The following is a 20,159-nucleotide window of genomic DNA, read 5'->3' as shown; positions in this document are numbered from 1 at the left end:
AATATGAAATATTTTAATTAATTTAGTTCATAATATACAAAAGAAGAATTCCTGACAATAGTTTATGAACTTATTTAATTGTTCTATTACATATTTTTAATTAAACTAAGATTGAGGTGAAACAAATGGACGGATTTCAACGACGCAGGGAACAAAAAAAATTGAACATATTAGAGGCTGCATTAGCTTTATTCATGGAGTATGGCGTCCAAAAGATTTCGATTGGGGAAATAGCAAAAAAAGCAAATGTATCTCAAGTAACGATATATAATTACTTCGAAAGCAAACATAATCTAATTCATGAGGTTTTTATTTATTATACAGATAAGGCATTGGATGAATTTGAACAAATACTGGCCAGCAATATAGACTTTCCTGAAAAAATAAAGCAACTCATGTTCACGAAGAATGAAACAGCAAAACAGATTCATGAAGATTTTTATCAATATTTAATGAAGGAATATACTTCAGGAATCAATTATATGGAAAAAATATATACAGAAAAGGCCCTGCCCCGCTTTATCGATTTGTTTAACCAGGGGAAGGAACAAGGATATGTTGATCCGAACTTATCTAATGAAGCGATTTTATTTTATATAAAAGCGATGAATGAATATATCCAACGGGAAGAGGTTTATCAAAGCATCCTGCCTTTGACTGAGGATATTATGAAGATTTTGTTTTATGGGATCGTTGGGGAAAAAGAGAAATGAATGAAGAAAAAACGGTGTGAATCGATATCTCCATTTCACACCGTAAAATCTTATTTAAGAATTTCCTGCACTCTTTAAGTCAATGTTAATAATTTGGCTGAAGTGTAATTATATTTCTCGATTGATAGATCAAAAACGGCTCCTGCTTTTAAAAAGACCGTACTTTCAACGATTAAAGTCGGATCACCTGGCTGCAAGTCCAAAAGCTTGGCATCATCGTCATTCAGTTTTTCACATGAAATGATTTTATCCGCAAAACCAATATTCAACTTCAAATCCTCGACTATATATTCATAAATGGAACCATTTGCAATTTCATTATTTATGATGGGAATGATATCTTTATTGAAAAAAGACTCTTCTATTACAATCGGTTCACCATTTAAATATCTAACCCGTTTAAGGTTATATATTTTCGTTTTTACCTGGCATTTCATTTGCTTGGCCAATTTTTCATCGGCTTCTATTAATTCTAACTTCAACACTTTACTTTTCATTTCATCATTTGGAAACACTTTGGTTAAGCCACTCATATCCCTCATCGAAATGCATCCCGGTCTGGAAAACTCCCTTAGGAATATGCCGCTTCCTTGCACTTGATAGATATAACCTTGCTCAACCAATATATTGATCGCTTTTCTAATGGTATTCCTGCTGACATCGAACTTCTTCATCAACTCTTCTTCAGTAGGTAACTTTGTTTCTAATGTATATTTTCCTTCTACTATTTCTTTCTCCATTTGTTCTACGACCATTCTATACTTTACACCCATTTTGCCATATACCTTCCTCTATACATAATGATTTCGAACAATAATTAATGATAGGTTTTCTTTACAATAGTTTATTTTATAACGATTGTAAAGAAACCTCTGTTTCTTTACAATCCGAAGAAAAGCGAGTTTGCCAGCATTTTTTTTATTTAACGTTCCAGTTGATTTTCAGAAATCCGCTCCCTTTCCGCCGACTGTCTGCCAAGCCTCCTCGGCGCAACTCGATTGAAGAATTTCGATCGTTGATTTCCACTCCAGGCACTCGCTTTCCGCGGGCGGTCCGGGAGCCTCCTCGGCGCTTTTGCGCCTGTGGGTCTCCCTTTGACGCGCTTTTCCCGCAGGAGTCTCTCGCCTTCCGTTCCAATCAACTTTGTTTTACATTTAGATAGAACTCCTTTTGTCGACAAAGAATGGTCTCATCCCCAACCTTGATTAAGACTAGGTTACACTTTATGGCTATTTACTGTATGACAATCTATTGAAGAAATTGCTGTTCCTCATATCAACTAAAAAAGAGACATCCTATCGATTAACGATAGGATGTCTCCAAATCTATTGAATTCAACTGTCCCCAGACATGCAGTTGTTTATAGATCCTTCATTCTCTTTAATGTGTAAACAAAGTATTCCCAGTTGTTTATGGTCGAAGGGATGCTTACGTGTTCTTCGGGTGTATGTACGGAAAACATATCCGGTCCGATTGAAACAGTATCCAACCCTGGTATCTTATCTATGAATACCCCGCATTCTATCCCTGCATGCACAGCGATGATTTCAATATCCTCATGATATTTCTCTTTGTAAGTTTCTTCAAATAATTTCTTGAGTTTCGAATCGGGATTATAGGGCCATTCCGGATAATCCGCGTCGACCAATAGATCGCACCCAAGCATATCAGCTATCGCTTTTGCCTGAGTGACCATATTATATTTGATGCTTTTGACCGAACTCCTGATTTCACTTTCGAATATCATTTCCGATTCATTCGTTGTAACGACCCCTAGATTCGTCGAACTTTCGACTAACCCTTCTATTCCCATGCTCATTCCTTGAACGCCATGCGGAATTATCAGTAAGGAGGTAATGGCTTTAGTCACCGTCTCTTTGGAAAAAACGTTTGAAGAAATCGTTTCGATTTTTTCAAACCTAATCGATATCTCAGGGTCGGAAGATTGCAGTTCATTTTTAAAAGTATCTTCCCATTGCTGGAGTCTCTCTTCTATCTTCTGAACATCTTCTACAGAAATCAGTATAGTCGCATCCGCTTCACGTGGGATTGCATTCCCTTTCAGGCCCCCGTTCATTTGCTGGATGCAGCAAGGGAAGTCTGTCGTTAATTCATGTAATACTCTGCCCAAAAGTTTATTGGAATTCCCTCTTTCCTTATGGATGGACATACCGGAGTGTCCGCCCTTCAACCCTTTAATCCTGATGTTATAAGATACAGCATCAACAATGGAAGCTGATTCCCATCCGATTGGCAGGATCATCCGCACGCGTATTCCTCCAGCAGAGCTGACCAGCAGCTTCCCATCTTCCTCCGAATCGATATTGATCATCATTTTTCCCTTGAAATGAGCTGGATCCACGGCAAGTGCACCGTTCATTGTCGTTTCTTCTTCAGTCGTTATGACTATTTCAAGAGAGGGATGCGGAATAACATTCGCATCCAATAATGCCAAAGCATAAGCAACAGCAATTCCATTATCAGCCCCCAATGTTGTATCCGTTGCATACAACATGTCTCCCACAATCCTTAATTGAAGCGGATCCTTCTCAAAATCATGAACCGTCCCCTTGTTCTTTTCGCAAACCATATCCATATGCCCCTGGATAATGACTGTAGGTGCATTCTCATATCCGATTGTGGCAGGCTTTTTGATAATCACATTCAGCGCCTCATCCTGGATCACCTCCAGGTTCCTATCCTTAGCGAAGCGAACCAGATAGTCACTGATCGCTTTTTCATTAGCCGATCCTCTCGGGATTTTCGAAATCGCTGCAAAATAATGAAACACCGGATGGCTCGATAATTCTTCTAACGTGCTATACATGGAAATACACCCTTTCATTTAACCTATTTGTACTGCCTCTCATCTTTTTACTTTTCCAGAATGGAACACTACGACTTTCTTGAACAAAGGATACAGAATGTACCCCAGGTAAACACCAATCATATTCAGGATCAGGTCATCAACATCCAAACTTCCGCGCCGAAAAATAAACTGACAGATTTCGATGCCCGAAATCGAAAGAAACGGATAAATAAATTTCCTTTTAGCGGAAGGCTCTTGCCCTTCCCTGGACATCAAATACAGACCGAATGGAATGAACAGCCCGATATTGGCGCTAAGGTTATAAAATGACACAAGGTCGTTCGTTTCGTTCGATAAATAAGAAAGAATCGTAGAAAAAGGGATCAAATTATATGAATATACCTGGCCTTCTGGCCGAAAGAACAGCAAAACCAATAATGATAAACTGTAGCCAAACAATACTGCCTGCCCTAAAAGGCGCGGAACTCTGACCGTTTCACCTCGAAAATAAAGAACCGCAAACGAAACGAAAAGAAGGATACAAAACCAGACAACCATGATTACTAAAGGATTCAAGTATAGTAAAAGCTGAAGGAATAAAGGCAAACCGCACAAAAACAATGCTTGCGACAGCAAAAGGGAAAGCATGACCGATTTTAGAGACATACAACTCCCCCATTCCATTTATTTCTAAATCATTGCATATCCTTATATCCTAGGACAACTTTAACAGTCCGTCAACAAACTGAAGAGTAAAACCTGCCATTTAGAATCTGTCAGTATATTCGTCAAGGGTCCGCTTTTTCACGGCTAATGGCATTGCTTGAAATGATTCATTCGAATGTTTTAGTCCTCTCCCGATCCATGTGAAATCCCCCCAGCCTCATTCCACTTCAACCATGATTTGCGTCAGGTAATTTTCATACCCCTTTACCGCGACTTCATCCAAGATGTATTCTTCGTATGCAAACGATTTGAGGTTCAAGTTTTCACTCTCCATGAATTGTAAGATTCTTTCGTACGTTTCGGAGATATTTTTATAACTGCCTTTATGATAGGCAACAACATAGAGTCCCTTCGGTTTTGAATAGAAGGCGGAGGCTGGGTGCTTTTCCATGACTTTCGTGTACAAAAATGAATAGTCATCATGATTCCCTTTGATGATGTTTTCTTTAGTAATCATGGTCCCGATCGGGAATCCTGTGTAAAATTCATTTTCATTACAGAAATTAATGAAGTCAGATGTAGATTTTAAGAATTCGGCATCAGAAGAGTTCAGGATGGATTCACTAAGGAAGAGCTGTTCTTCCTCCTGAAGTTCCAAGGTGATTTGAGAGTCATCTATACAAATCGCTTTTTCAGTGAGGGATATTTTCGTTTCAATGATTTTCTGCACTCTGTGAAGGTTCCTTATCTTTTTTTCTAACTCTATGGTCTTTTCTTTGAAAAGTTCAATCAGTTCCATAGGTGACCTGTTAGTAAGAAACCATTTGACCTCTTTCAAAGGCATATTGAATTCTTTTAAAAGAGTGATGACCGAAAAAACTTCAAATTGTTGATAGGAATAATACCGATAGCCCTTTTCGTTTTTTATATCGGGAGTAAGAAGCCCAATCTCATCATAATGAATGAGCGTTTGTTTTTTTACATTGCATAATTTGGCGAATTCGCCAGTAGTGAAATATTTGCCTACATTTCCATCGGGCATTACGATCTCTCCTCTTGACTATATGGTAACCATATACCTTAGGGTATTTATATATCATGATAACAAAGCGTATAACCAAGTGCGAAATGAGGAAGGAAAATAACTGATGAAGACCACAATAAATGAAGTCTCGAAAGAAAATGTAACGGATATTTTGAATTTGCGAATAAACGAAAAGCAAAAGACTTACATCGAAACGACTGAACAATGTTTAAAAGACGCTAAGGAATGTAAATTTTACAGGCCAGTTGGGCTCTATTATGATGATATCTTGGTCGGCTTTGCGATGTATGGATTTTTCCCTGGGGAAGGCGAAAATGGCAGAGTGTGGTTAGACCGCTTTTTCATTGACGCTGCACATCAGGGTTACGGGCTCGGAACCATCTTGTTGGAGGCTTTAATAAAAAGAATAATAGAAGAATATGATTGTCCTGAAATCTATTTAAGCATAGTTGAAGATAATCAGGCTGCCCTTCATTTGTATAGGAAGTTCGGCTTTGCATTCAATGGCGAATCAGATTATAACAACGAAAGGCTCATGGTCAAAAAAGTGTAAGTATCTAGATCCTTTTCAACTAAAAGTATGTCAGTAAAAAAAAGCCGCTTCCTCATTTTCCAGGAATCCGGCTTCTTTTGTTAAATTGTTGATTTCATAGTGCACGGTATTTTTTTAAACTAATGATATTGATGGTGATGAAGACGACGGCAAATGCCAGGAGAATGAGCAGATCCAGTGAAATCTCATTGAACGTGAAGCCTTTGTACATAATGCCGTTCATGGCATCAGATGCGTAATAGAGAGGCATGACCTTGCCGATTTTTTGCAGCCAGTCCGACATGCCATCCAATGGGAAAATCCCTGTAAAGAAGACTTGCGGCACGATGACCAGCGGAATGAATTGTACCATTTGGAATTCGGATGTCGCGAAACTCGATAGTAATGTACCAAGCGATAAGGCAACGAGCGCGACCAGTATATTCGTCAGTAACACGAGCCAAATGGAGCCAACAAGGACGATATCCAATACATTGACAGCATATAGTACGACAATTATGGTTTGAACGAGAGCAAATAAGCCATATCCGATCACATAGCCCGCTACGATTTCGTATCTTTTAATCGGGGTGGCAAGCAGCCGTTCCAACGTACCACTTGTACGCTCCTTCAAAAGCGCGATACCCGCTATTAAAAATACAAAGAAGAAAACGAAAAAGCTCACGAGCATCGGACTGAAAGTATCAAAACTCTTTGTGTTGGCATCTCCGTATACATATTGCTCCTTAATGGAAGGAGTTTTTTTTTCATTCCCTTGCAAGCCTTGCATCATTTGCATTTGAACAGCCTTTGCACGGGTCGGTTCGTCGTTCAATAGTGTGAGTTTCATTTTGCCATTTTCAATATGCAGCCAGCCATCCGTATCATTTTCAATCATCTTTTCCTGCGAGAATTCCTCAGCAGCCGTGACTTGAAAATCCGCTTGTTTCAATGCTTTGACCATGGTTTCATCACTGCCTGTAACTACGAGTTTCAAATCACTTGCTTCTGTATCGAAAATAAAATACATGAGCGTTAAAATGAGCAATGGAGCCAGGAAAAATAAAGCGAGTGTCCTTCGATCGCGGCGCAGCTGCTGGGTAATTCGAGTAACTAGAGAGGCAATTCTCATTTTAGGCCACCTCCAATCCTTAAAAAAACATCATCAAGCGTTTCCGCGGCAAATTGTGTTTTTAAAGCTTCCGGGGTTCCTGCCGCGATGATTTCACCTTCACGCAGCATCGCCAGTTTATCGCATCGTTCCGCCTCATCCATCACATGCGTCGTGATGATGATCGTCTTTTGATCTTCATTCTTTAACCGCTCAAGTTCCTGCCAAATCGATTGTTTCAACAAAGGGTCTATTCCTACTGTCGGTTCATCCAAAATGAGAATCTCCGGATTTTGGATGAGTGCAACCGCCAGTGATAGACGGCGTTTCATTCCCCCGGAATAATGCGCAACCCGAACCTTCAAATCATTCGTCAACTGTACGATTTCAGCTGCATACTGAATGCGTTCCCTTCGTTCCTTTTTCGAAAAACGATATAGCTTCGCAAAAAATTCGAGATTTTCAGCTCCCGTCAGTTCTGTATATAAAGCATCGGACTGTGCCATATAGCCGACATCCATTAACAGTGCTTGATTTGGCACTTCATGATCCAGAACCGTGACTTTACCCGCATCGGGCTTAATCAATCCGACAATCATTTTAATCAAGGTTGTCTTTCCGCATCCGGATGGACCTAATAAGCCAAAAATTCCGTTTTTTTCAATATTCAGGCTCAATGGCTGAATGACCTTTTTTTGATGAAAACCTTTGGCAATTCCTTCAATGGAAATCGCGTTTTTCAATGTACACACATCCTTTCTCTTTAATTAACACGGTGTTGAGTGTATCATCATTCTAAGGCAGCATTTGGTCTAATACAATCAACACATTTGGAAAAATGTTCAGTGAAGGAGACATTCCATGGCATCGATTCATGAGGATATGGTACAGAAGACGAAAATGCAGATACAACATCATTTCATTGCACTCGTTGAAGCAGAGGGGTTCTCACATGTATCAGTGAAGAAAATTGCAGAGCGTGCCAACATTAATCGGGGCACATTCTATTTGCATTACACAGATAAATATGAATTGATGGATCACTTACAGCAGGAATTGTTACATGAACTTCAAACCCGCATTACTGCCATTTTGCCGAAAGAGGCTTTTTTGGCTCTTCATCAACAGCAACTTTACCCGCCTTTCGTAGCGATTTTTCAATTCATCAGTGAACATGCCAACGCATTAAGGGCGATTCTTGGTGATCAGGGCGATCCTTCTTTTGCCAAAAAAATTAAGCGCATATTCGGTGAAATACTGTTGGAGCGTTTGATCAGCCTGCATCCAGCAGCTAAAGATGAAGCATTCCGCATGTATATGCACGCCTTCCTGACATCGGCGATTTTAGGGGTGATTCAGGAGTGGCTGGAGAATTGTGAAGAACAAACGGCGGAAGAAATGGCGAAAATCCATTTTCAAATCTTGAACTTCATCAGTCAATTGCGCACATTCACCCAATGAACGATTCATTAAAGGCATGTTCAATCAACATGCCTTTTAAATCAGATTACAACTATTCCTTCGTTTCTACCTCTACATCACCAACGGAATAATATCTGCTCTTCGAGGACTTCATACTAAGCAACGACAATAAAATTGATAAAGCGAACATGATCATGGAACCTAAAATCACCACGAACCTAATCGAAATGAAATGAGCTGAAACACCAACAATTGCGGTAGACATGATGATCAACAAAGCTTCTAACAAACCAAAAACACTTCCGACCCTGCCCATGATTTCCACCGGAATATTATTTTGATAAAAGGTTTGAAAGCCTGTGTTGGCGAAAGCCAATGAAAAGGCAATGATGAAAAATCCGATGGCGGCCAGTGAAAAGGAATTCGAAAAGGCATAGACCATATAACCTATCGAGACAAATAAAGATCCAAGACCAATTAGGTGCGAGATTTGCACTTTACTGATGAATACGGCATTGACTATGGCACCTGCAATGATGCCTGCCCCGGCGATGCTTACAAGGAATCCGTAATCGCTGTCCGACAAAAGGAGCTCAGCCTTGGCAAACGCAGCTTCTTGGGAATCGATCGCCGTTTCCATCACCACCATGCAGCTGAATAAGAAATAAATGATCATGATATAGGAAGATTTCCGGCTGAAGTCCAGGACGATGCCCCAATCCTTTTTCATGATGGTCCAAGACAGGTAGTGACTGGATTGTTCAAGGGGATGATCCTTTTCAAGATTAGGCATGAATAGAGTGATGATACCGGATAACAATAAGGCAGCCGCGTTAATATAAATCGCCAAAACGGGAGTACCAATCAAGAAAAGGATCCCCGCTAGCGCCGGCCCAATCAAAAAAGCTCCAGAATCCATTAAGCTTCGTAATGAGTTAAATCGTTTCCTCTGTTCAACGGGAATTAATTTTGTAATATACGACCTTGATGTTGTTACGAACATGGCCCCTGCCATATTGATCACGAAGACAACGGAATAGATGACCCAAATAGAAGAAGTCAATGGCAGCAAAGCTATGAATACCGTGCGAAATAGGTCAAGTGCCACCATAAGATTCCGCTTATTTATCCGATCGATCACGCTGCCTGCCCACACATTCGTAAATAGGGCAGCCATCGGTTTTACGATATAAAGTCCAGCTACCGCCAAGGCTGAATCAGTCATATCCAGAACGATTAAATTAAGTGCAATGAAATAAACCCAAGAACCGAAGTTGGAGATACCAATTCCGCACAATAGAATGGATGGGTATTTCCAGGATACTAATGTATTTCTTAATGTCATCGCTTCTCCCCCTTTGACCGAACAATAAAAAAACCGTCCCCACGCAATGGTCTCGGGACGAGGTCAATTTGCGGCGCCACCTCTATGCGTCACCATACATCCCCAACTACCCTCAGCTGCTCGAGGCTCTTTTGGAAAGTGGTCATTTCATTTACTTTTCTCCTCTTTACGTCCACATTATTTATTTCTAAATTTTAACATTAATGGTTTTGTAATGTAAATAACGCAAAAAAACTCATTTAAAATAAATGAGTTTAAAAGCAAAACAACATATGGATTTTTCGCTCAGCGTTCCCGGATAGAACACAGGGATTTTATAATTGAATACCGCTAATGATGTTGGGGATTTGGTTGATTTACCTTAGGGAAAACAATTTTAAAAACGGATTCTTTTTCTTATCCGTTATCCTTAACTCATCCATGATGATTTGATCCTCATGATCGGCTATCCATTTCCTTAGTGCATCTTTATCCTGGCATTGTGTTAAATATGTCTGGCCACCCTTGCCTGTAGCATTAATAACATATCTATTGAACGTCTTCTCCATAATTGCCCGCCTTTTTAATAAAATGTATTGAATTTTTAAATACGAATGCAATGCTTTTTTCTTTATCATTTACAAAAGAAACATAATATATCTATTACAAATTTTGATTGGCAAATAGCGTGTTTTGCTTAAAAGTATTGAATAAAGTACATCGATGCCATTTATCATAATCGGATTAATCGAACCTATCATAATGTGCTAACTAATATTTGTCAATACGTTTTTAAAATGTAAATGAATCGTAAATTTTCAGTCTTGTTAAAGAAATATTTTTTTGCGATTTAGGGGTTTACAACTGCTAAATGATGGGAGTAGAATACGTTTATCAATTTAATGCATTTCGGCCTAAACTCAAGGGAATTGAGTACGGAGGACCCAATCAATTGGGGTTAATTCTGCCTTGCAGAAGGGATGAGATCAGCTCTTTCGCCATCCTACCCGTCAGCTAACTTCGTCGGCTAAAGCGAAGGAGGTCATAAGACCGCCTATTTCGGGAGTTTTTTTGCACGCTTTTTGTGGCAAAATAACTGTTCGTTGTTTTCGCTGGTCTTTTTATTATGCCTTTAAAAAGATTCTGATATCAGATTGATGATTAAAATATCATACAGTTTTACACAATTTTTTTATAGGTAGGGATGATCAATTTGATAAAAGCAAAAAATTTGTTGGATCCGCCAAAAATCCTTGTACTCGGGTTTGCCATCCTGATACTTATCGGGTCCTATATATTGACCCTGCCGATTTCTACTGAAAGTGGGAATGGTCTTTCTTTTCTTGATGCTTTATTCACCGCAACCTCCGCTACTTGTGTAACAGGGCTGGTCGTAGTGGATACGGGATCGACCTTCACCACTTTTGGTGAGTTGGTCATCTTAACACTGATTCAGATAGGCGGCTTAGGGTTCATGTCATTTGCGACGTTTTTCTTTTTCCTTTTAGGCAAAAAGATTTCTTTAAAAGGCAGGTTACTCTTGCAGGAATCCTTAAATAACCTATCCATGGCAGGTGTAGTCAGATTAGTGAAGCGGCTTTTAATTTTCACAGCCATCATTGAGGGCATTGGCGCCCTTATTTTATCGATTCGCTTTTCTTTTGACATGCCAATCGGCAAAGCAATCTATTACGGGGTATTTCATTCCATATCGAATTTCAATAATGCCGGCTTTGATTTAATGGGGGAATTCAGGAGTTTGACTCCTTATGTATCTGATCCATTCGTAACCCTTACCGTCGCCTTCCTCATCACGTTTGGCGGAATAGGTTTTATCGTGATGAATGAACTATACGAATATCGGAATACCCATCGTTTATCCGTACATACGAAGATTGTTCTGGCGACTAGCTTGACCCTTACGATTGCCGGTGCAATTTTAATCTTTTTATTCGAGTTCGGCAATGCCAAGACATTGCAGCCTTTATCTCTCATGGGTAAAACGCTGTCATCATTATTTCAATCGGTATCACCAAGGACGGCAGGCTCCAATACGCTGAATATCCCTGATTTAACTCAGCCAACATTACTGCTCATCATTTTTCTGATGTTCGTCGGGGCTTCACCCGGATCGACTGGCGGCGGGATTAAAACGACTACATTAGCAACGCTTGTTGGAACGGTTTGGTCACAGATTAAAGGAAAGGGTGATGTGGTATTATTCCGGCACCGCATTGTGAGTGAAACGATCTTTAAAGCATTATCCGTTACATTCATTGGCGTATCCATGGTTTCAATCATCTCCATTCTGCTGACCATCACTGAAAGCGGAACTGATTTCTTGATGATTTTGTTTGAAGCCACTTCAGCATTCGCCACAGTGGGACTTTCAATGGGCTTGACCCCGGAATTATCACCGGTTGGCCGGATGCTCATCATTTTTACGATGTTTGCAGGCCGGGTGGGTCCTTTGACTTTGGCCTTTGCTATCGCCATGAGGCGCAAACCAGATCCGTTCCGCCGGCCAAAAGGGAAAATCATGATTGGCTAATCATAAATGAAGGAGTGTACAGGATGGGAAAACGACAATATGCCGTGATCGGCTTAGGCAGATTCGGAACCAGCGTGGCACATAGATTATATACGGCCGGCCAAGAGGTATTGGGTATTGATGTCAATGAAGAAAGAGTCGAGAGTGCGGAACTGAGCGTTACCCATGCGGTCATGGCGGATACGACTGAAGAAGAGACATTGAAATCAATCGGAATCCGTAATTTCGATTGTGTCATCGTAGCCATCGGAAATGACATGCAATCCAGCATTTTAACTACCTTGCTTTTAAAAGAGCTTGGGGTCGAAAAGGTCATTGCCAAAGCCCTTAATAAAAATCACGGTCAGGTGCTCACTAAGATCGGTGCCGACTGGGTCATCTATCCTGAGAGGGATATGGGGGAACGGGTCGCGAATCAGCTCCTTTCCCCTAACATGCTGAACTATATAGAGCTCTCCAAAGAATACAATATCGAGGAAATCATCCTCCCCATGAGCATGAAGGGAAAAAGCCTCAGGGAGCTTGATTTACGGGCAAAATATAATATCAGCGTCATTGCCATCGTGAGTAATGGGGAAATTATCATAGCACCCTCACCGGATCAGGATATCCATGAAAAAGATATGCTTTTAGTGGTTGGCAATAAAGTAGATCTAGCCTTCTTTGCCAATATTGAATAACCGGGAGGTTCCGGCTCTTGCTACATGGAGCCCGGTACCCATTTTGAATGCAGCATCACCTATACATGCGAGAAGACCGCCATATGGAGGTCTTCTCGATGAAATTTATAACGAGCATTCCAATGCCCTGGATATGTATGTTATGTATTATTTTATCGTACTGATCGCTTGGGCAAGAGTGGACTTTATCGTCACTTTATCAAAAGGCAGTTGAAGCTTAACGGCAGTCATGGCTATTTCCGGCCGAAGTCCTGAAAGGGTTGTTTGAATTCCGATCAAATGTAAGGATTCAATCAATTGTGACAGCTGGTGTGCGGATCCACTATCTATTGCATGAACGCCCGAGAGGTCAACGAAAAGCCTGGTGACATTTTTTTCTGCACACTTTTGTAATGTGTTTTCAAGCAAGGACATGCCCCTCGCTGTATCAATATCGCCTATAAGGGGAAGTAACGCCGTATGATCTTTAAGGGAAATGATGGGCGTGCTCAATTCATCGATCGTTGCCTGTTGGGCTTTCATGATTTTATTAGCATACCTATGATTCGCTTCCGTAAACCTCTCCATCACTTCGCTGAACACCTTCACCACTATCCGATACCAGGAATTTATTTCCTCCTGCGTATATTTATCTCCATGCAATCCCACAAACCGGTCAATATAATCCAGGTATTGCTCTTGCGTTCGAAAGAACTCCCTCAATATAAAATAGATGGGTGTATTTAAATGCTGCTCATCCTGACCGATATCTTCAATCCAATCACCAAGCCGCTTAAAGAATTCACTCTCCTCTGTAACAAAGACCTGAAAGAAACGTAAATGGAATTCATTATTTTGCTGCTTAAGCTTTTTAATCACTTTGGGATCGGTTGAGCTATAAACCCCCGCCTTATCGTTCTTATTCAATGTTGCGTACCAATCCTCAGTTAATTGTCCTGCCACACCCAATAAAAAGGAATATAGTTCTTTATTTCTGTGCATAAGTTTCTCCACCTATTTTTTTTATAAAATAGCATTCCAATTGGTCTCAGTAATCAATAAATCCTATGCAGCCAATTACAGAAATCAGCATTGTCAGGTTATTGAAATATCATCAAAGTAAGCATCGAAGATAACCTCTTCCATACTTAAAATCTTATGATCTGATGCCCATTGGTCCCCTCTTTCCATATACCTTCCCAGCCGTTTTTGAAACCATACAAACACTGTTTTTCAAAAAAAATCTGCAAGAACCTACATCTAATATTCTGATAAATCTGCGTTCACCCAAAAAGCATTTTATTATTATAGTTTACCATTTTTATATTTCGTTAACAAATCCCCCCCTTTTCTTATAACGAAAAAGGACCTGCTCCCAGATCCTCCGTTCATCACCATTTCGCCCATCCTATAAGAATTACTTGTTCATAAATAAGGCCGTCCATAAACCTTGAATCCCAAAGGTTTCATCCGATTGTTCCATTTTCCTCATTTTCCGTATTTCCACCACTTCAAAATCCTTGAAGATCATTCTAAGTTTTTCTTCCGTAAAACCTAATCCGCCTTTAAGGCTTCTTTGCCTATATACTTCCCAATCTGAAAGATCGGCACCACCCAATATGCCGCCCTCGACAAAACAAGTAATCGAATAAAATCCCTTAGGCCTTAACGCCTTTTTCACCATCTCCAAATAATTGATCCTTCGATGTGGAGCAATATGGTGAAAACAACCTGAATCAAAGACGAAGTCATATTGCCCTTCCTCAATATCCAAATCAAATATATTCCTTTGAATGAAGTTCACGTGCACTTTCTTTTCTGCCGCTCGTTCTTTTCCCCATTCCAGTGCTTCCTTCGAAAGATCCACCGCATCAACGGAACAGCCCTTTTGAGCAAGGTAAATGGCATTTCTTCCAGGTCCGCACCCAAGCTCAAGAACCTTTCCTGGCCGGATTAACCCACCATCAAAATATGCAACCAAATTCTCATCAGGGAAATTTTCGAAAAAGGGGACCCCCTTTTCACGGTCTTCATAAAAATCATTCCAGAATGCAGTTGGCTCACGTAATAACGAGTCCAGCATATTCAATAAATCTTCATAGGTTGTAATCGTCTCCGACAATACCATCACCTCTCCCCATTTTATCCCACCATTTAATTATACTGATTTCGGCCTTTGCCTATGTAACAGCCGCATCAAAAAAGCGTGACATAGGACGTTCAGACACAATTGGACTTGTTGATTATATGATGATCACTGGAATTTAAAGGTATCAAAGATGCGTTCGAACAGCCTTCTGATAGTATGTTACATTCTTACTTAATAACCCGATGATCGGCTCATTATCCATGTTAGAAAGGACATGGGTTTTATATAAGCATGTCAAATATTACATTCTCTTTACAGCAAATCAGGTTATGCTTCCAAACAACAAAACTCAGCCCTATGATGTATCCAATGTCTTTGAATCCTACTCCCAATCCACTTCTGAAACTTCCCCCTGCCACTCCTTTCACATCCGTTTACTGATGACTATCTTTCTATACATTCCATTCAGCATGATCGGTCGATCTTCTTCAATTTTCATATTCTTAACATGACTACTGAACAAGTCCTCAAACCTCAAGCCTATATCCGTTCCTAAAAATCGAATGATGGGCCTCAGAAGCTTTTTGGGCAGTGAAAGCACTTGATTTTTAGAAATAAACTTGTCGAATAGTATTAATTTTCCATCCTCTTTTAAAACTCTTATCATTTCCCGAAGGCATTCATTGGCATCTGGTACGACGGAAAGAACCAAACTTCCTACTATATAGTCAAATGATTCATTATCGAATTCCATATGTTGTGCATCCATCTCGAGAAAATTGATCGATGCATCATCAAATTTCCCCATCGCTTTTTTTAACATATCAGCTGACAGGTCTATCGCCGTTATCTCAAGGTTAAAGTTCTTGACCAGCTCCAAATCAGCCCCCGTACCTACGCCTACAAACAGAACCTTTGCATGATCATGAAAATGCATCTCTTCAAACATTCTTTTCCTGGCATCTAAAAAGAGATGAGAGTTGAAGATTTTGTCATAAATTGGCGACCAAAATTTATAAATCACTTTATTCCACGAATTGTTCAACATCCCCACCCCCATACATACTTCTTCTATGAAGCACGATAAATCCCTTCCAAGCGGATATTATATGTTGCAAATTAGGACAATTAAAAAAGTATGCGCCGCATTGATACACGAAATTGGACATGTTTCTTTTCATAAGGCTCTTTTCGTAAAGATGTTGTTTTTAAAACAAAACGATTTAAGGTTGATTGGAGCGCAAGTGCGAGACTCCTGCGGGAGAGGAAATCAACCACACCGCTTTACTTGGTAAATAGCAACAAAGTATGGGAAAATAGCCTTTCATAAAGAACAAAACATGCACGATTCATAGTAACTAAATTACCTTGATTGTCATAGTAATATACTATAAGGTATACCAAAGGAGGTGAGGATTTGGTTCAACGACAACTATCCTCTGACTTGCTTCGCGGACATGTAGATACGATGATTCTAAAACTCCTGCAAAGTGGCGATAAATATGGTTATGAAATCAGCAAACTGATATATACGAAATCCAATGAGAAATATGAAATTAAGGAAGCAACGATGTATTCCAGCTTAAAACGACTGGAAAAGGACGGATGCATCGTCTCTTATTGGGGAGATGCCACACAAGGCGGGAGAAGGAAATATTACAAACTCACCCAGATCGGGGAAGACACATATATCCAAAATAAAAATGACTGGGAGCAGGCCAAGCGAATACTTGAGCGCCTCTTGTAAGAAAGGAAGATGAAATGTGATTGAAAAATTGAATGCACATGTTCATAGCATTTTTGCCCCGTACAAAAGTGCAAAAACAGCAAAGGAATTGGAAGAAGAACTGCTGCAAAACTTACTGGAAAAATACAATGACCATAGAAGGAATGGTGCCAGTGAGCAGGAAGCGTATAAGCTGACTGTGGATTCGATTGGGGAAGTATCAGAGCTAATGGAATCACTTAATCTGCAATACAATGTGCTTGAGCAGGCGATAAGCATGGACTATTCCAGGCAACGCTTAGTGGATTCCGACTTCCGCTCGGTTTCGGTCCATGATGGAAAATTTAATTCCTGCGATTTAAGCCGTTCTGATTTCAGCCATTCCGACCTGACGAAAAGCACATTTAAAAGCACTAATTTAAATAATTGCATCTTTGAAAACGCCAATTTAACCAGCACCTTATTTAAAAGTGCAAATTTAAAAGGAGTAACTTTCAAGAACTGCGTTTATAATAAAACCCATTTTAAAGGCTGTAATTTATCTGGTCTTATATTTGATGGGGAAACATTCAAACAAACCATTTTTGAGAGTTCTTCATTGAGAAAGGCATCATTTCGCGATGCCACACTCATCAATGTTCAATTTCGGATGTCCGATTTAAAGAAAATCGACTTTACTGGAGCTTCGATGGATAAACTCACTTACAACTTTTTACATGGAGCAAAGGTTGATCTTAGCGGTGTGACCATCATCTAAAGGAATGAACTTACCGACAGCGATTGTAAGTATCCAACCTCAATCATTTGCGCGTCCGTGTTTCTGACTGGCGGTCGTTTTAAAAGGAATGAGCATGAGAATGATTCATCAAGAACCCTGTGCTAAGACATGAAACGTCTTAGCACAGGGTTTTTATATGCTTATCATTCAACCTCCCATCCTCCTCTGCATGAACCTTTAGATCTCTAATTCAAATTCTTTAACGTAGACAGCATTACCGGTGATTTCAATATCGTATGTGTCATCGTTTTTGGTAGCCGTAACGCGAACTCTGCCATCCCTTCCGATTTCATGTCCCTGTTCGATTAACAGGTGCACCTCATCTTCAAGACCACCCTTTATGTATTTTGCATAGTAAGCGCCCATTACACCTGAAGCCGTTCCCGTAACAGGATCTTCAAGCGTACCTGAAAATGGCGAGGAAAAATGCCGGACATGCATATGGGCATCACTATCATACGTTTCCAGGCAAAAGGGATGAACAGAAGCTCTTGGCATTTCCTTTAATAATTGCGGAAACAGTTTATTGTTCGCCTTCATCCTTTTGAATGAATCGCGTTCTTTTACCGGAACCAGTAAAGTCCATAAGCCTGTACTTCCATAAACAATAGGTAATTCATTTTCCAAATCTTCTATATCAAGTCCCAGGGAACTGGCCAATCCGCCTTTATCTCCGCTAAACGCTTCAAACTGCGGCGCGGCCTGCTTCATCGTAATATATATATCTTGATCCTCCGTCGTTTGGATCTTGATTGGCAATATTCCCGCTCCTGTTTCAATCATCAGGTCATCTTTATCCAATAATCCCCTGGTCTTCAGTGCATGAATGGTAGCCATTGTCGCGTGTCCGCAAAGATTCATTTCATGTCCCGGTGTAAAATACCGGATTCTAAGATCGGCAATATCGGATTCCATCGGAAAAGAGGTTTCATTGAACCCCACTTTAAGTGCTATATCCTGCATTTCCTTTTCGGTCAGTCCATCAGCATCCAAAACGACACCTGCCGGATTTCCTTTATTCGGTTTACTGCTAAACGCATCGTAATGAAAAACCCTTACCATTTTCAAATCTAACATCTCCTATTAAATGAATCTCTTGAATAGTAATTCTATATCACGATCCATATCCCTTTTTCGTCCTATACTAAGTGAAACAACCATTGATTTTATTTTCTGACTATTGTACAATTACTCAAATTCATCAAATGTAAAATTCCATGAAGGGAAGGAGTACGTTATCGTTCTGTTCCAAAGAGAGCTGGTGCTTTGCTGAAAGCCAGTGTCCAGAATCTGACCGAAGATCATCCCCGAGAAGTAAAGCCGAACCTTTAGTAAGCTTTACCGGTTTCCCCCGTTAATTGGGATAACGCATTAATGTGCGTTCGTAAGCATTTTATTAAACAAGAGTGGTGCCGCTAGTTCTAATCTCGTCTCTTAATGAGACGGGATTTTTTGTTTTAACCTAATCAATGAAAATAACGGGAGAGCAGGTGCAGGAGTCATGCAGACACTATTATTCGTAACGGATTTATACTATGAAGCAAAAGGAAGAAATTATTATGAGGAGGATTTGTTCCTAACTTCGAAGCTTAGAGAAGATTTTCAGTTAGTACTTTGCCATCCTGAAGACATTGAAACGTTTGAAGAGGATTTTGACTTGATCGTCTTTCGAAATGCCGGTCCAGTAGCCAATTTTAAAGATAAGTATTTAGCATTCCGTAATAGAGTGGCTGCTGGTTATCTGAAAACGTACAATTCATTTGTTGGAAAGGCTGATATGAACGGGAAAGAATACCTAATTGAACTGACGAATGCCCAATTCCCTGTCATTCCGACCATTGATACACTTGAATCTTTAAATAAACTTCCCAATGTAGAAACGTATATAGTGAAGCCGAAAGATGGGGCGGATTCCATCGGATTGGAATTTGCCACGAAAGAAGAATTGGTAGATAAAATGGATGCAGAATCAAAAAACACATTGGTACAGCCATTTATCAACTTTGACTATGAAGTCTCTTTTTATTTTATCGATAAGGAGTTTCAGTACGCTCTTTATGCGCCTGATAAAGAGAAAAGATGGGAATTAAAAGAATATGCACCTACTGAAGCAGACCTGGCTTTTGCTAAACGATTTATTGAATGGAACAATCTTGATTGGGGCATCCAACGTGTTGATGCCTGCCGGAATGAGCAAGGTGAACTTTTATTAGTAGAACTGGAAGATTTAAATCCGTACCTTTCCCTGTTGGAATTAACCGATGACACACGCCAGAATTTTGTAAAAGCCATGAAAAAATCAATCCAGAAAGCATTGCAAGCTTAGAATGAAAAAAATTCATCAACGTCAAATAATGTACGGGTAGGTCGAATATAATGCCGGCTAGGTCGAATGACTGCCGGCTACGGCCGAATGACTGCCGGCTACGGCCGAATATTGTGTCGGCTAGGTCCAATGACTGCGGCCCATGATTTTAAAATAACCTGGAAGTTGCAGTTGATTTCAGAAATCACCTCCCTTTCCGCAGACTGTCTGCCAAGCCGCATCAAAGCAAGCGTCTGTGGGGTCTCGGCTAGCCAGTAAATCGGCAGGAGTGTCGCAAATTTCTTCAATCCATTGAGTTTTTCATTTCATATAACATAGTAAAAATCACGTAGAATATCTTTATATAAAAAAACTGCAGGCAAACTCGTATTCCTTCGAGTTTGTCTACAGTCTGATACGACTATCGAG

General features: G+C 40.1%; 21 protein-coding genes, 1 riboswitch and 1 other annotated feature. Of the genes, 8 read left to right on the top strand and 13 right to left on the bottom strand.

Going from position 1 to position 20,159, the window contains the following annotated elements; all coding sequences use genetic code 11:
- Positions 1-125: 125 nt before the first annotated feature.
- Complete coding sequence (locus MPH60_RS22805) at positions 126-713, top strand: TetR/AcrR family transcriptional regulator (protein ID WP_241592029.1); 588 nt, start codon at positions 126-128, stop codon at positions 711-713.
- 74 nt (positions 714-787) lie between these two features.
- Here the strand turns inward: MPH60_RS22805 and MPH60_RS22800 are convergent, their stop codons facing one another.
- From MPH60_RS22800 to MPH60_RS22780, 5 genes are all read right to left on the bottom strand, one after another.
- Complete coding sequence (locus MPH60_RS22800) at positions 788-1,486, bottom strand: GntR family transcriptional regulator (RefSeq protein WP_241592036.1); 699 nt, start codon at positions 1,484-1,486, stop codon at positions 788-790.
- Positions 1,487-1,635: 149 nt separating this feature from the next.
- Complete coding sequence (locus MPH60_RS22795) at positions 1,636-1,893, bottom strand: hypothetical protein (RefSeq protein WP_241592038.1); 258 nt, start codon at positions 1,891-1,893, stop codon at positions 1,636-1,638.
- Positions 1,894-2,073: 180 nt separating this feature from the next.
- Positions 2,074-3,540: an aminoacyl-histidine dipeptidase gene (locus MPH60_RS22790; RefSeq protein WP_241592040.1), complete on the bottom strand. Its 1,467-nt coding sequence runs from the start codon at positions 3,538-3,540 to the stop codon at positions 2,074-2,076.
- 39 nt (positions 3,541-3,579) lie between these two features.
- Positions 3,580-4,188 carry a VanZ family protein gene (locus MPH60_RS22785; protein ID WP_241592043.1) on the bottom strand — a complete coding sequence of 203 codons (609 nt, stop codon included), beginning with the start codon at positions 4,186-4,188 and terminating at the stop codon, positions 3,580-3,582.
- Positions 4,189-4,405: 217 nt separating this feature from the next.
- Positions 4,406-5,230 (bottom strand): MerR family transcriptional regulator, encoded by an 825-nt coding sequence (locus tag MPH60_RS22780; RefSeq protein WP_241592045.1) that lies wholly within the window; start codon positions 5,228-5,230, stop codon positions 4,406-4,408.
- 106 nt (positions 5,231-5,336) lie between these two features.
- On the opposite strand from MPH60_RS22780, the gene MPH60_RS22775 reads away from it, so the two are divergent.
- Positions 5,337-5,786: a GNAT family N-acetyltransferase gene (locus MPH60_RS22775; RefSeq protein ID WP_241592047.1), complete on the top strand. Its 450-nt coding sequence runs from the start codon at positions 5,337-5,339 to the stop codon at positions 5,784-5,786.
- A 94-nt stretch (positions 5,787-5,880) separates the two neighbouring features.
- Here MPH60_RS22775 and MPH60_RS22770 read toward each other — a convergent pair whose 3' ends face one another.
- Together MPH60_RS22770 and MPH60_RS22765 are read right to left on the bottom strand one after the other, a co-directional pair.
- Positions 5,881-6,897, bottom strand: a complete 1,017-nt coding sequence (locus MPH60_RS22770) for an ABC transporter permease (protein ID WP_241592049.1) — start codon at positions 6,895-6,897, stop codon at positions 5,881-5,883.
- A complete protein-coding gene (locus MPH60_RS22765) occupies positions 6,894-7,619 on the bottom strand; it encodes an ABC transporter ATP-binding protein (protein ID WP_241592051.1) in 726 nt (241 codons plus the stop codon). The genes MPH60_RS22770 and MPH60_RS22765 overlap by 4 nt, the downstream gene beginning before the upstream one ends.
- 118 nt (positions 7,620-7,737) lie before the next feature.
- Between MPH60_RS22765 and MPH60_RS22760 the strand changes: the two genes are divergently transcribed.
- Positions 7,738-8,337, top strand: a complete 600-nt coding sequence (locus MPH60_RS22760; protein ID WP_241592053.1) for a TetR/AcrR family transcriptional regulator — start codon at positions 7,738-7,740, stop codon at positions 8,335-8,337.
- 52 nt (positions 8,338-8,389) lie between these two features.
- Here MPH60_RS22760 and MPH60_RS22755 read toward each other — a convergent pair whose 3' ends face one another.
- Both MPH60_RS22755 and MPH60_RS22750 read right to left on the bottom strand, forming a co-directional pair.
- Positions 8,390-9,643: an MFS transporter gene (locus tag MPH60_RS22755; RefSeq protein WP_241592055.1), complete on the bottom strand. Its 1,254-nt coding sequence runs from the start codon at positions 9,641-9,643 to the stop codon at positions 8,390-8,392.
- A gap of 356 nt (positions 9,644-9,999) precedes the next feature.
- On the bottom strand, positions 10,000-10,191 hold the full coding sequence (locus MPH60_RS22750; RefSeq protein WP_076370632.1) for a hypothetical protein: 192 nt from the start codon (positions 10,189-10,191) through the stop codon (positions 10,000-10,002).
- Between the two features lie 332 nt (positions 10,192-10,523).
- Positions 10,524-10,666, top strand: a riboswitch (cyclic di-AMP (ydaO/yuaA leader).
- 169 nt (positions 10,667-10,835) lie between these two features.
- Between MPH60_RS22750 and MPH60_RS22745 the strand changes: the two genes are divergently transcribed.
- Both MPH60_RS22745 and MPH60_RS22740 read left to right on the top strand, forming a co-directional pair.
- On the top strand, positions 10,836-12,173 hold the full coding sequence (locus MPH60_RS22745) for a TrkH family potassium uptake protein (protein ID WP_241615866.1): 1,338 nt from the start codon (positions 10,836-10,838) through the stop codon (positions 12,171-12,173).
- A 23-nt stretch (positions 12,174-12,196) separates the two neighbouring features.
- Complete coding sequence (locus tag MPH60_RS22740) at positions 12,197-12,853, top strand: potassium channel family protein (RefSeq protein ID WP_241592058.1); 657 nt, start codon at positions 12,197-12,199, stop codon at positions 12,851-12,853.
- 147 nt (positions 12,854-13,000) lie between these two features.
- Here the strand turns inward: MPH60_RS22740 and MPH60_RS22735 are convergent, their stop codons facing one another.
- The 3 genes from MPH60_RS22735 to MPH60_RS22725 form a co-directional block, all read right to left on the bottom strand.
- Entirely contained in the window at positions 13,001-13,834 is an 834-nt protein-coding gene (locus MPH60_RS22735; RefSeq protein WP_241592060.1) for an STAS domain-containing protein, read from the bottom strand.
- Between the two features lie 415 nt (positions 13,835-14,249).
- Positions 14,250-14,954 (bottom strand): class I SAM-dependent methyltransferase, encoded by a 705-nt coding sequence (locus tag MPH60_RS22730; protein WP_241592116.1) that lies wholly within the window; start codon positions 14,952-14,954, stop codon positions 14,250-14,252.
- A 391-nt stretch (positions 14,955-15,345) separates the two neighbouring features.
- Entirely contained in the window at positions 15,346-15,966 is a 621-nt protein-coding gene (locus tag MPH60_RS22725) for a class I SAM-dependent methyltransferase (protein ID WP_241592061.1), read from the bottom strand.
- Positions 15,967-16,389: 423 nt separating this feature from the next.
- Between MPH60_RS22725 and MPH60_RS22720 the strand changes: the two genes are divergently transcribed.
- Positions 16,390-16,668, top strand: coding sequence for a PadR family transcriptional regulator (locus tag MPH60_RS22720; RefSeq protein WP_405390675.1), 279 nt, complete (start codon positions 16,390-16,392; stop codon positions 16,666-16,668).
- Between the two features lie 16 nt (positions 16,669-16,684).
- Positions 16,685-17,404, top strand: a complete 720-nt coding sequence (locus MPH60_RS22715) for a pentapeptide repeat-containing protein (protein ID WP_241592064.1) — start codon at positions 16,685-16,687, stop codon at positions 17,402-17,404.
- 198 nt (positions 17,405-17,602) lie between these two features.
- Here MPH60_RS22715 and MPH60_RS22710 read toward each other — a convergent pair whose 3' ends face one another.
- On the bottom strand, positions 17,603-18,493 hold the full coding sequence (locus MPH60_RS22710) for a PhzF family phenazine biosynthesis protein (protein ID WP_241592066.1): 891 nt from the start codon (positions 18,491-18,493) through the stop codon (positions 17,603-17,605).
- A 140-nt stretch (positions 18,494-18,633) separates the two neighbouring features.
- Positions 18,634-18,863, top strand: a binding site (T-box leader).
- 63 nt (positions 18,864-18,926) lie between these two features.
- Between MPH60_RS22710 and MPH60_RS22705 the strand changes: the two genes are divergently transcribed.
- Positions 18,927-19,751 (top strand): hypothetical protein, encoded by an 825-nt coding sequence (locus MPH60_RS22705; protein WP_241592068.1) that lies wholly within the window; start codon positions 18,927-18,929, stop codon positions 19,749-19,751.
- Positions 19,752-20,159: the final 408 nt, after the last annotated feature.

This window comes from Peribacillus sp. Aquil_B1 (assembly GCF_022603275.1).
In the GTDB taxonomy this organism is placed as follows: domain Bacteria; phylum Bacillota; class Bacilli; order Bacillales; family DSM-1321; genus Peribacillus.
This window is presented reverse-complemented; position numbering and strand designations above follow the sequence as displayed.

What these genes read in the sequence shown, in the direction of transcription:
- MPH60_RS22720 (WP_405390675.1), top strand. Translation starts at nt 16,390, where the DNA reads ATGATTCTAAAACTCCTGCAAAGTGGCGATAAATATGGTTATGAAATC.
- MPH60_RS22785 (WP_241592043.1), bottom strand. Translation starts at nt 4,188, where the DNA reads ATGTCTCTAAAATCGGTCATGCTTTCCCTTTTGCTGTCGCAAGCATTG.
- MPH60_RS22705 (WP_241592068.1), top strand. Translation starts at nt 18,927, where the DNA reads ATGCAGACACTATTATTCGTAACGGATTTATACTATGAAGCAAAAGGA.
- MPH60_RS22740 (WP_241592058.1), top strand. Translation starts at nt 12,197, where the DNA reads ATGGGAAAACGACAATATGCCGTGATCGGCTTAGGCAGATTCGGAACC.
- MPH60_RS22770 (WP_241592049.1), bottom strand. Translation starts at nt 6,897, where the DNA reads ATGAGAATTGCCTCTCTAGTTACTCGAATTACCCAGCAGCTGCGCCGC.
- MPH60_RS22755 (WP_241592055.1), bottom strand. Translation starts at nt 9,643, where the DNA reads ATGACATTAAGAAATACATTAGTATCCTGGAAATACCCATCCATTCTA.
- MPH60_RS22805 (WP_241592029.1), top strand. Translation starts at nt 126, where the DNA reads ATGGACGGATTTCAACGACGCAGGGAACAAAAAAAATTGAACATATTA.
- MPH60_RS22735 (WP_241592060.1), bottom strand. Translation starts at nt 13,834, where the DNA reads ATGCACAGAAATAAAGAACTATATTCCTTTTTATTGGGTGTGGCAGGA.
- MPH60_RS22775 (WP_241592047.1), top strand. Translation starts at nt 5,337, where the DNA reads ATGAAGACCACAATAAATGAAGTCTCGAAAGAAAATGTAACGGATATT.
- MPH60_RS22790 (WP_241592040.1), bottom strand. Translation starts at nt 3,540, where the DNA reads ATGTATAGCACGTTAGAAGAATTATCGAGCCATCCGGTGTTTCATTAT.
- MPH60_RS22800 (WP_241592036.1), bottom strand. Translation starts at nt 1,486, where the DNA reads ATGGGTGTAAAGTATAGAATGGTCGTAGAACAAATGGAGAAAGAAATA.
- MPH60_RS22750 (WP_076370632.1), bottom strand. Translation starts at nt 10,191, where the DNA reads ATGGAGAAGACGTTCAATAGATATGTTATTAATGCTACAGGCAAGGGT.
- MPH60_RS22780 (WP_241592045.1), bottom strand. Translation starts at nt 5,230, where the DNA reads ATGCCCGATGGAAATGTAGGCAAATATTTCACTACTGGCGAATTCGCC.
- MPH60_RS22760 (WP_241592053.1), top strand. Translation starts at nt 7,738, where the DNA reads ATGGCATCGATTCATGAGGATATGGTACAGAAGACGAAAATGCAGATA.